Raw genomic sequence first — 11,195 nt, 5'->3', positions numbered from 1 at the left:
ACGATGGCTACATTTACCGGACAACTGATTAATTTTCTGGCGGCGCTGCTGCTGTTGATCGCCTTCGCCATGCTGTCGCAGCGGCGTATTCTATCCCTGATCCACTTGTTCGCCTGGCAGGGGTTCATACTGGCGCTGAGTACCACGGTAGTGGCGTACTCTACCCACCAGCCGCATTTGTATTATTCGGCCTTTTTAACCCTGGTACTGAAGGCGTTCCTGCTGCCCTGGATACTGCACCGGTTGATTATCCGCCTCAATATCAAGTGGGACGTGGAAACCATGATCAACGTCCCGACGACCATGCTGGTCGGCATCGCCCTGGTGATCTTCGCCTTCAACCTGGCGGCGCCAATTTCGCAACTGGCCGACACCATTACCCGCAGCACCCTGGGCATCGCCATGGCCAGCGTACTGTTGTCGTTCCTGATGATGATTACCCGGCACAAGGCTGTGGCGCAGGTGGTCGGCTTCCTGGCGATGGAAAACGGGCTGTTCTTTGCCGCCACCAGTGCCACTTACGGCATGCCGATGGTGGTTGAGCTGGGCATCGCGCTTGACGTGCTGGTGGGAACCTTCATTTTCGGCATTTTCTTCTTCCAGATCCGGGAAACTTTCGACAGTCTGGATATTAAAAATCTGGAAAAACTGAAAGAGGATTGAGGTGGAAATTCTTTGGCTATTGGGAGTTCCTCTGTGCGGCGGGATATTGCTGGCCCTGTTCGGCCACAAGCGCTGGGCGCATGAACTCAATACGCTGATGAGTCTGGCCACCTTCATTGCCGCTGTCGTTCTCACCGCCCGCATCGTCAACGGCGGGCCAATGACGGCGTTCAGCGAACAGTTCTTCATCGACTCGTTCAACGTTTTCCTGGTTGCTCTGACTGCCTTCGTGGGATTCACCACTGCGCTGTTTTCGCGCGCATACATGCGCATCGAACAGCACCACGGCAAGCTGTCGGCGAACATGCTGCGCCTCTACCACAGCATGTACCAGCTGTTCACCTTTACCATGCTGCTGGCGCTGACCACCAACAACATGGGCATCCTGTGGGTGGCGATGGAAGCGGCCACCCTCACCACCGTGCTGCTGGTCAGCCTGTACCGCACCCCGGCCAGCCTGGAAGCGGCGTGGAAATACTTCATCCTGTGCGGTGTGGGCATCGCGCAGGCGCTGTTTGGCACCATCCTGCTGTATTTCGCGGCGGAAAAACTACTCGGCGCCGGCGGCGACGCGCTGCTGTGGACGCATCTCAACGAGGTGAAAGGCCATCTGGAACCTACCGTGCTGTCGCTGGCATTTGTCTTTCTGCTGGTGGGCTACGGCACCAAAGTCGGTCTGGCGCCGCTGCACAACTGGCTGCCGGATGCCCATGCCGAAGGCCCGACGCCGGTGTCCGCGGTGCTTTCCGGTTTGCTGCTCAACGTCGCGCTGTACGCGGTGGTGCGCAGCAAGGTGCTGGTGGATGGGGCGCTCGGATCGCACCTGGCCGGCAACCTGATGATGGGGTTCGGCCTGTTCAGCGTGGTGGTCGCGGCGTTTTTCCTGTCGCGGCAAAAAGACGTCAAGCGCATGTTCGCTTATTCCTCGATCGAGCACATGGGGCTGATGACGTTCGCGTTCGGCATGGGTGGCGCGGTCGCCACTTTCGCCGCGTTGCTGCACATGACGGTGCACTCGCTCACCAAGTCCGCCATCTTCTTTACAGTGGGACATGCGGCACAGAAAATGGGTTCGCAGCTGATCGAAAACATCCGCGGCCTGATCGATACCAATCCCACCATCGGCTGGGGCTTGATGCTGGGCAGCCTGGCCATCCTCGGCATGCCGCCGTTCGGCGTATTCGCCAGTGAATTCCTGATTATTACCACCGCCATGCATGAGCATCCCTGGGCCACGCCGTTCCTGCTGGTCGCGCTGGGGGTCGCCTTTGCGGCCATTTTCACCCGGGTGCAGGAAATGGTGTTCGGTGAAACGACGGGCCAGCGTCTGCCGCACCCGCCCGCGCTGATTCCGGTATTTGTGCATCTTGCCCTGGTGTTGCTGCTCGGGCTGTACATCCCGCCGTATCTTGCCGACTGGTACCGCCAGGCAGCGCGGTTGATCGGTTGAAGGAGCCACATGCGCATCGAAGATTTTGACCTTGCATTGTCTGCGCTTCCCGGTGCGGCACCGGTGTGGCACGGCGATGTGGATGCCGCAGCATGGCGCCAGGTCTGCCAGCAGGTGCATGACAAGGGCGGGCGTCTGGTCGCGCTGTGGGGAAGCGATCGACGCGAACTGCAGCGTGGCTTTGTCGTGCACGCGGCGTTGGTCATCCGTTCCGGGCTGGTGTGGCTGACGCTGTCCGCCGACCATGAAGCGTATCCTGGCATTGACGATATTTTCCCGGTGGCGAGCCGCATGCAACGCGCGCTCGGTGACTTGCTCGGCATTTATCCGCACAACCCGCAGGATGCGCGTCCGTGGCTGCGGCACAGCGCCTGGCCAGCAGACCAGTATCCGTTGCGCAAGGATTTCGACGGCAGCACCGTGCACCCTGCCACAGTGCAGGATTACCCGTTCGTCACCGTGGAAGGCGACGGCGTGCACGAGATTGCAGTCGGGCCGGTGCACGCCGGGACGATTGAGCCCGGCCATTTCCGCTTTTCGGTGATAGGCGAAAAAATCCTGCGCCTGGAACCGCGCCTGGGCTACACCCACAAGGGCATAGAAAAGCTGTTTGAGGCGATGACGCTGGAGAGCGGGGCGCGGCTCGCGGGGCGGATCAGTGGCGATTCCACCGTCGCCTACGCATGGGCCTACGCGATGGCGGCGGAAAGCGCGGTGGATAGGACGCCGCCCGAGCGGGCGCTGTGGCTGCGTGCTCTGCTGCTGGAACGCGAGCGGCTGGCCAACCACCTGGGAGACCTGGGCGCACTGGGCAACGATGCCGGTCTGGCCTTTGGCCTGGCGCAGTTCTCCTGTCTCAAGGAAGACCTGCTGCGCAGCAACGCGGCGCTGTTCGGACACCGCTACCTGATGGACAGCATTGTTCCCGGTGGCGTGAAAAGTGATCTGGATGAAAGTGGTGGCGCTCGACTGATGGCCGAGCTCGACGTGCTCGATCAGGCCGTCAGCCGTTTGCACAACATCTACGACGACCACGCGGGGCTGCAGGATCGTTTTATCGGAGCCGGCCGGGTTGCCCCGGAACTGGCCGTCGGCCTCGGGCTGTGCGGACTGGCGGGGCGCGCGAGCGCACAGGCTTGGGATTTGCGCGCGCAATTTCCCACTGCGCCTTATGACAGACTGGATGTGCGGATGGCAACGCACCGCAACGGCGATGTCGCGGCGCGAGTGACGGTTCGCTTTGACGAGGTGAACGAGGCAATACGCCTTTGCCGTCTGATTCTGAAGGGGTTGCCGGGCGGCGCGATTTTCACGGCGCTGCCAAAAGCCCCCGACAACGCGATTGGCGTGGGCTGGGTGGAAGGCTGGCGCGGCGAGGTCTTTGTCGCACTCGAAACAGGAGCGGACAATCGCATCCGCCGCCTGCATCCGCATGATCCGTCGTGGCAGAACTGGCCGCTGATCGAGCACGCGGTGCTGGGCAATATCGTTCCGGATTTTCCGCTCATCAATAAATCGTTCAACTTGAGTTATAGCGGGCACGATTTATGAGGAATCATGCACAAGATCATTAGACAGATATTACGGTCGGGCATAAAAACCGAGACGCCGCCGGAGATTAACGACGCATTGCGCTGCACTGCCCAGCGCTTGCAGGATGAAATCCTCAGGCGCTTCGGCGGCGCGCTGGCGATTCGTCACGTGGATGCCGGTTCGTGCAACGGTTGCGAACTTGAAATCCACGCCCTCAGCAACCCGTATTACAACCTGGAAGGGCTCGGCATTCATTTTGTCGCCAGCCCGCGGCATGCAGACATGCTGCTCGTCACCGGCCCGGTTTCGCGGCATATGGAAACGGCCCTGCAGCGCACCTATGCAGCCATGCCTGAGCCGACACTGGTGGTGGCAATCGGCGATTGCGGCTGTACCGGGGGGGTATTCGGAGAAAGTTATGCGAGTTGCGGGCGCGTATCCAACGTGATCCCGGTGGATATTGCCGTCCCAGGTTGTCCGCCCAGCCCTTCTGCGCTCATGCAAGGCATCCTGACGGGGATCAGCAACGCGCAGGGGCTAGCCAAGTAAACGGACAAGGAATACAGCTAACCAGACTATCTGCGTGTCGATTCGCAGACCGTAACCGGGGCTGATCAGAATTCGTTCTGCAGCTTTTTGTAACCCTTCACCAGGTTGATGTTGGTCTGCGCCACATCTTCGGAAAAGTCTTCTTCGCGGAACCCGACCTGTTCGATTTTGCTGAGATCAGAATCGGCATGGATGTTGGTGGTGGATGGGATATGGAAGCCGTCCGGCAGTTCGCAGCCTTCCACTACTGAATTGTGGCGCACCACGCAGCGCTTGCCCACTACACAGTTGAACAACACCGAGTTGAAGCCGATGAAGACGTTGTCGCCGACCACGCATGGGCCATGCACGATGGAACGGTGGGCGATGGAGGTGTGTTCGCCGATCTTCACCCGCGCGCCGGATTTGGAGTGGATCACGACGCCGTCCTGGATGTTGGAATTGGCGCCGATGGAGATCGGTTCCATATTGCCGCTGTCATCCACCTCGTCGGCACGAATGACTACATAGGGGCCGATAAATACATTTTCGCCGATGAGCACCTTGCCGCAAATAATCGCAGTGGGGTCGACAAACGCGGATTCGTGGATGACGGGCAGGTCGCCACTGGGATTTTTGCGGATCATGTGCGTGGCTCTCCATTGGGTAGTGCAATATTACATTGCGTGAAAATGCGTGCAGTACAGGTACGGCAGATTTCTGGGTCGAGCCTGGAATAGATCGCGTCGATCGGGCGCGATTTGGTGGGGAAAATATGGTCTTCGCCGATGTCGTTCAAATAATGGCCTTTTACCAGTAGATCGCGCACTCCATTTTGCATCCGGTAGAAATACAGTCCGCCCCCAATTTTGTTGCGGCGCTTGGCTTCTTGCGCCAGCATTTCTGCGCCGGCCACGTCTACGAAATTCATGCCGCCGGCAGCAATCAGTGCGTGTTTCTGCTGAGGGTTAATCTCGTCAATCTGCTGCAAGGCCTGCTGCACGTGGTTAACCGCGCCAAAGAAAATCGAGCCTTGAAGGCGGATCATTTTGAGTTGCGGGCATTCTGGGTGGCCATCCGCTGCGACGAAATGGTAGCTGTCCGGTTCCGGATCCGGCATCACATCCACCAGCGCCGGACGTGAGGTGCGGTACAGATAGAGCATCAGCGACAACATGATGCCGAAGAAAATGCCTTTTTCCAGATCAATCAGCGTACCGATGATCGTCACCGCCAGCACAGCCGTTTCCTGTTTGCTGGTATGGAAAATGGAATGGATATGGTGGAAGTCAATCAACGCCCATGCCACCAGGAACAGAATACCGGCCATCGCCGCAGTCGGCAGGTAGGCGGCGAGTGATGCCACCAGCATCAAAATCAGGATCAGGAACAGTGCGGAATACACCGCAGCCAACGGGGTTCTTGCGCCTGCAGCATAGTTCACGCCGCTGCGATTGAACGAGCCACTGGAAGCATAGCTGGAAAAGAAACTGCCGAAAATGTTGGATAAGCCCTGGCCGATGAATTCCTGATTTCCGTCAATGCGTTGCTCGGATTTCACCGCGATGGCGCGCGAGATCGATACCGCTTCAGTCAGCGCCAGCATGGTCACAATCAGCGCCGGGAAAATCACCTGGCTGATGGCTGTGGGCGAAAAATCCGGCAGTGTGAACGGTGGCAGGTGGGCAGCCAGCGCGCCGACAGTTTTGATGTGGGTGGCTTCGGCACCGCCTGCCAGGTTGTTGATGATGAGGGCGGCCACGCTACCCACCACCATGGCAATAATCATGTACAGCTTGGGCATCAGTTTGCGTGCCACGATGCCGGTGAGCAGGGTGATGACACCCACAGCGGTGACATAAGGGTTGATTTTGTCCAGTTGCAGAAACACTTGATGCAGAATCTCGTGGAAAGGCAAGCCCCGGGCCATGTTGAGCCCAAGGAAGTGCTTGATCTGGCTGGCTGCGATCAGCACGGCTGCACCCGCGGTAAAGCCGATCACCACGGTGTGGGAAATGAAGTTGACCAATGCGCCCAGACGCGCCAGGCCCATGATGAGCTGGAAGACTCCGGTGAGGAAGGTAAGGGTAAGTACCAGGCTGATGAACTGTGCCGATCCGGGTTCGGCCAAAGGACTGACCGAGGCAAACACGGCAATCGAAATGGCTGTGGTCGGACCCGACACCAGGTGCCAGCTGGACCCGAACAGCGCGGCGATTACCGCAGGAACCATTGCCGCATACAAGCCATACTCTGGCGGTAAGCCGGCAATGGTCGCAAATGCCACGCCTTGCGGCAGCACAATCATTGCCCCGGTCAAACCCGCTGTCAGATCAGCCTTGGTGGTATTGCGGTTGACTATCGGCCACCAGCGCAGAAATGGGAAAACTTTATACAGCCACAGATTGCAGGCGAGCAGGTCTTTCAAGGAGCACCTCAGGTTGGTAAATCGCTTTAATGAAGAGCGGGGCAGGGATAAACAGCGGAATTATCTGATATTTAACCGTTTGCAGCAAACTGCAAGTCTTGCCTGGCGTGGTCGACGGCAGCCGTTTCCGCTAAACTGCAGGGCAATGTCGAACCCGTAAAACCCATGTCTTATCCCCATCTCCCTCTTGAACAAGCCATTACCGCACTACGTGCGGTGTTGCCTCTGGATGCGCCAGCTGACGCGGTATTGAGCCGTTATTTTCGCGAAAACCCGATGCTGGGTAACAAGGATCGCGCCTTTATCGCTGAACTGGTGTTTGGCGTGCTGCGCCGCAAGCGCTCGCTGGAGACTGCGACTGGCAAAGGCACGCCCCGGCAGTTGGCGCTGGCCTGGCTGGTGCGCGTGCAGGGCATGAACATGCGTCAGCTGGAGCCGCATCTGCGCGGGCCGGAGCTGGACATGGTGCCGCAGATCAAGGCGCTGGACCTGGCGACGCAGCCGCTGGCGGTACAATGGGATATGCCGGATTGGCTGGCGGAGCGCTTGTTGGCAGTCTATGGCGAAGCGGCGGCGACGCGGCTGGCCCAGGCGCTGTTGCGTCCGGCACCGCTGGATTTGCGCGTCAACACGCTGCTTGCAAAGCGCGATGAAATGATTGACGTGCTCAACGCGGCCGGCATTACTGCAACCGCCACGCCATACTCCCCGATGGGAATCCGGCTGGCCGACAAGCCGGTACTGGCCAAATACAAACCGTTTCTGGAAGGAAAATTCGAGATCCAGGATGAAGGCAGCCAGCTGCTGGGTTATCTGGTTGCTCCGCGCCGTGGCGAAATGGTGGTGGATTTTTGTGCCGGGGCGGGGGGAAAAACGCTGCTGCTGGGCGCGCTGATGCATTCCTCGGGGAGGTTGTATGCGTTCGACGTGTCGGAAAAACGCCTGGCCAAGCTCAAACCGCGGCTCAAGCGTTCCGGTTTGTCCAACCTCACGCCGCAATTGATTACCAGTGAAAACGACACCCGCATCAAGCGCCTGGCCGGCAAGATTGACCGCGTGCTGGTGGATGCGCCGTGCAGCGGTATGGGCACGCTGCGCCGCAACCCGGATCTGAAATGGCGTCAGTCGCCGGATAGCGTAGCCGAGCTGTCTGCCAAGCAGGCAGCGATTTTGGCTGCTGCGTCGCGCCTGGTGAAATCGGGCGGGCGGCTGGTGTATGCCACCTGCAGTTTGCTGCCGGAAGAAAACGAGCAGGTGGTCGAAGCGTTTATTGCGGCCAATCCGCGGTTTGTGCTGAAAAGTGCAGCGGAAATTCTGCAGCAGCAACACATCGCGCTCGACACCGGCGACTATTTGCGGCTTAACCCGGCAGAGCACGGCACCGATGGCTTTTTTGCAGCGGTACTGGAAGCGAGCTGACATGCGCAAAGCCATCGTTTGGCTGGCGCTATGGTCATGCAGCCATGCCAGTTGGGCGTTTCAGGATAGTCACACGCCGCCTGTGCTGCCTGCGGTGGGCACGGTTCAGGTAGCGTTTACGCCGGGCGACGACGCGGCGGCGCTGGTGATTGCCGCGATACGTGATGCGCGTCGGCAGATTCGTATCCAGGCGTTCAGTTTTACCCATCGTGCTATTGCCGATGTGCTGATTGCGGCGCATCAGCGCGGTGTGGACGTGGCGTTGATCGCCGATAGCGAGCAGACCGACAGGATTTCCACCAGTGTGGTGAGGCATATGGCTGCGGCCGGTGTGCCGGTTTATCTGGATGCCGGGCATGCCAGCGCCCACAACAAGATCATGATTATCGACGCGAATAGCGCGCCGGTGGTCATTACCGGCAGTTATAATTTTACCCATGCGGCGCAGTACCGCAACGCAGAAAACCTGCTCATATTGCGCGGAAACCCGGCGCTGGCACAGGCTTATGCCGTTAATTGGCGTTACCACCGCGAACACGCAACAGCGTTAAATCCATGACCCGACCCGCACCGCTCGAAAACCTGTTATTCCAGTTGCTCAACGAAACCCACCGCAACGAACTGGGTTGGCAGTTCGCTGTTCTCGCCGTATGTGGTTTGCTGGGCTGGGGCGCGATGCGCTGGATTTTCCCGCGGCTGACGCACGCCCACGGATCTTGGCGCCTCGGTCTGGAAGGGTTGAAACGGATTGGTTCGCCGCTGCTTATGCTGGTGCTGATACTGATCGGGCGAGAGATTCTTGAGACATGGCAGCCGGTGCATGTGTTGAATATTGCCGTGCCGCTGCTGGGGGCCTTGGTATTGGTGCGCACCCTGGTGTATATGCTGCGCTATGCATTGCGCAGCAACGAAGCCATCAAGACCTGGGAGCGCTTGATCGCCTGGCTGATCTGGATTGGACTGGCGCTGCATATCACTGGCCTGCTGCCGCGCATCCTGCATGGGCTGGATAGTGTTTCCTTTGACGCAGGTGTCCACCATTTCTCGCTGCTGCTGCTGCTTGAGGCGATTATTCTCATTGTGCTCGCGGTGGTTGGCGCACTGTGGCTGGCGCAATTCGTCGAGACGCGTCTGATGCGCGTGAGCCGTCTGGACCTCAATCTGCGCCTGGCGTTGATCAAGGCGACCCGTACCCTGCTGATTATTACTGGCGTGTTGATTGCATTGCCGGTGGTGGGCATTGATATCACCGTGCTGTCGGTGTTTGGCGGGGCTCTGGGTGTAGGACTCGGTCTGGGTCTGCAGAAAATCGCCAGTAACTATGTATCCGGGTTCATCATTCTGCTGGATCGCTCGATTCGCCCAGGCGACATGCTCACGGTGGGTACAGGTTATGGTGAAGTAAGCCAGATCAACACGCGTTATACCTTGCTCAAAGCGCTGGATGGTACGGAAATCCTGATTCCCAATGAAACGCTGATTACCTCAACCATAGTCAACCATTCGCTCAGCAAGCGCGATATTCGCATGGCGATCCCCATCCAGATCAGCTATGAGAGCCCGCTGGAGCGGGCAATGGAAATATTGACAGCGGCGGCGGTAAATCACCCTCGAGTGCTACAGGGGGATAGCAAGGAAGCTCCCAGGGTGTTGATAAAAAACTTTGGCGAGAGCGGCATTGATCTGGAGCTGGGCGTATGGATTTCAGACCCGGAAGGAGGGCAGGCCAATCTGCGTTCCGAGCTGTATATGGAAATATGGAAGAATTTCCGGGCTGGCGGGATTGAAATCCCATATCCGCGCCGCGACATTAACATCATTAAGCACGAGAAACAAAAGGCCTAATGTGATAGGCGTATTTCTGTTATATTACGCAGTGGATGATATATATCAGGATAAGATTATCTTGACTTGAATTTATGTCTTCCTCGCTGCGACACGCAGTCATTCATTTGAGGTAAGTGAAACTATGGATTTATTAGCAAACGGTCTGGTGGGGCATCTCCCTTGGTGGGGTTATGTTTTGGTCGCCTTGGCGCTGACCCATGTGACCATCGCCGGCGTCACGATCTATCTGCACCGCCATCAGGCGCATCGCGCGCTGGAGCTGCACCCTATTGTCAGTCACTTTTTCCGTTTCTGGCTGTGGTTGAGTACCGGCATGGTCACCAAGCAATGGGCTGCAATTCACCGCAAACACCACGCCAAGTGTGAAACCCCTGAAGATCCCCACAGTCCGCAAGTGCTCGGCTTGAAAAAAGTGTTTTTTGAAGGCGCCGAACTCTATCGCGCCGAATCGAAAAATCAGGAAACAATGGACAAATACGGGTCCGGCACACCCGACGACTGGCTGGAACACAATGTCTATTCGCGTTACAGCGGCAAAGGCATCGTGCTGATGCTATTGATTAACCTGGCGTTGTTCGGCCCAATCGGGTTGACCATCTGGGCGGTGCAAATGGCCTGGATCCCGGTAACTGCCGCCGGCATTATCAACGGCATTGGACACTTCTGGGGCTATCGCAACTTCACTTGTGAAGACGCCAGCACCAACATTCTGCCTTGGGGCATCCTGATTGGCGGCGAGGAGTTGCACAACAATCACCATGCCTACGGCAGCTCGGCCAAACTGTCCAACAAATGGTATGAGTTTGACATCGGCTGGATGTATATCCGCATCATGGAAATTTTTGGTTTGGCCAAAGTCAAAAAGGTTGCACCTCGTGTGCGCATGACCAAAGGCAAGGCAGTCTGCGACCTGGATACGCTGCAGGCCATCATCACCCATCGCTACGATGTATTGACGCGGTTTACCCGTTCAGTAAAAACCGTGTACGCGGATGAGGTGCTCAAGCTCAAAGCTTCACTGCCGCAACTTAATGACGGCAGCATGGCGAAGAAGGTCAAGCATTGGCTGCATCTTGATGCAGCGGATATGCGCGAGCAGGATAAGGCGAGCCTGTCGGAAGTATTGAACCAGAGCAAGGAGCTGGCCACGGTATATGCCATGCGTCAGGATCTGGCAGCATTGTGGGCGCGTTCCAGCGCCACCAAGGAACAGCTCCTGGCCCAATTGCAGGACTGGTGCCATCGTGCCGAGTCCAGTGGTATTGAGTCGTTGCAAAAGTTCTCGCGTAAACTGCGGTGCTACGCCTGAGCAGCTTATTCACTCCC

10 protein-coding genes are annotated in these 11,195 nt (G+C 58.0%); 8 read left to right on the top strand and 2 right to left on the bottom strand.

All coding sequences use genetic code 11. From position 1 onward, the window contains the following. The first annotated feature begins 3 nt into the window (after positions 1 to 3). Genes ACFDAU_RS16370 through ACFDAU_RS16355 form a run of 4 tightly spaced genes read left to right on the top strand, consistent with a single transcriptional unit; the run spans position 4 to position 4,195 of the window. Positions 4 to 663, top strand: coding sequence for a formate hydrogenlyase (locus ACFDAU_RS16370; RefSeq protein ID WP_124703744.1), 660 nt, complete (start codon positions 4 to 6; stop codon positions 661 to 663). Between the two features lies 1 nt (position 664). Then, positions 665 to 2,113 (top strand): hydrogenase 4 subunit F, encoded by a 1,449-nt coding sequence (locus tag ACFDAU_RS16365; RefSeq protein WP_413437969.1) that lies wholly within the window; start codon positions 665 to 667, stop codon positions 2,111 to 2,113. 9 nt (positions 2,114 to 2,122) lie between these two features. After that, positions 2,123 to 3,664 carry an NADH-quinone oxidoreductase subunit C gene (locus ACFDAU_RS16360; protein WP_413437968.1) on the top strand — a complete coding sequence of 514 codons (1,542 nt, stop codon included), beginning with the start codon at positions 2,123 to 2,125 and terminating at the stop codon, positions 3,662 to 3,664. Between the two features lie 6 nt (positions 3,665 to 3,670). Continuing rightward, the gene (locus tag ACFDAU_RS16355) at positions 3,671 to 4,195 is read left to right on the top strand and encodes an NADH-quinone oxidoreductase subunit B family protein (RefSeq protein WP_413437967.1); all 525 of its coding nucleotides are present in this window, start codon (positions 3,671 to 3,673) and stop codon (positions 4,193 to 4,195) included. Positions 4,196 to 4,260: 65 nt separating this feature from the next. On the opposite strand, the gene ACFDAU_RS16350 is transcribed toward ACFDAU_RS16355, so the two are convergent. Both ACFDAU_RS16350 and ACFDAU_RS16345 read right to left on the bottom strand, forming a co-directional pair. Then, on the bottom strand, positions 4,261 to 4,821 hold the full coding sequence (locus ACFDAU_RS16350) for a DapH/DapD/GlmU-related protein (RefSeq protein ID WP_413437966.1): 561 nt from the start codon (positions 4,819 to 4,821) through the stop codon (positions 4,261 to 4,263). Then, entirely contained in the window at positions 4,818 to 6,602 is a 1,785-nt protein-coding gene (locus tag ACFDAU_RS16345; RefSeq protein WP_413437965.1) for a SulP family inorganic anion transporter, read from the bottom strand. The genes ACFDAU_RS16350 and ACFDAU_RS16345 overlap by 4 nt, the downstream gene beginning before the upstream one ends. 165 nt (positions 6,603 to 6,767) lie before the next feature. On the opposite strand from ACFDAU_RS16345, the gene ACFDAU_RS16340 reads away from it, so the two are divergent. From ACFDAU_RS16340 to ACFDAU_RS16325, 4 genes are all read left to right on the top strand, one after another. Then, on the top strand, positions 6,768 to 8,021 hold the full coding sequence (locus ACFDAU_RS16340; protein WP_413437964.1) for an RsmB/NOP family class I SAM-dependent RNA methyltransferase: 1,254 nt from the start codon (positions 6,768 to 6,770) through the stop codon (positions 8,019 to 8,021). A 1-nt stretch (position 8,022) separates the two neighbouring features. Beyond that, positions 8,023 to 8,580 (top strand): phospholipase D family protein, encoded by a 558-nt coding sequence (locus ACFDAU_RS16335; protein WP_413437963.1) that lies wholly within the window; start codon positions 8,023 to 8,025, stop codon positions 8,578 to 8,580. Continuing rightward, entirely contained in the window at positions 8,577 to 9,866 is a 1,290-nt protein-coding gene (locus ACFDAU_RS16330) for a mechanosensitive ion channel family protein (protein ID WP_413437962.1), read from the top strand. The genes ACFDAU_RS16335 and ACFDAU_RS16330 overlap by 4 nt, the downstream gene beginning before the upstream one ends. 124 nt (positions 9,867 to 9,990) lie before the next feature. After that, positions 9,991 to 11,178 (top strand): fatty acid desaturase, encoded by a 1,188-nt coding sequence (locus ACFDAU_RS16325; RefSeq protein ID WP_413437961.1) that lies wholly within the window; start codon positions 9,991 to 9,993, stop codon positions 11,176 to 11,178. Positions 11,179 to 11,195 lie beyond the last annotated feature (17 nt).

This window comes from Sulfuriferula sp. GW1 (genome assembly GCF_047300855.1).
GTDB lineage: Bacteria > Pseudomonadota > Gammaproteobacteria > Burkholderiales > Sulfuriferulaceae > Sulfuriferula.
This window is presented reverse-complemented; position numbering and strand designations above follow the sequence as displayed.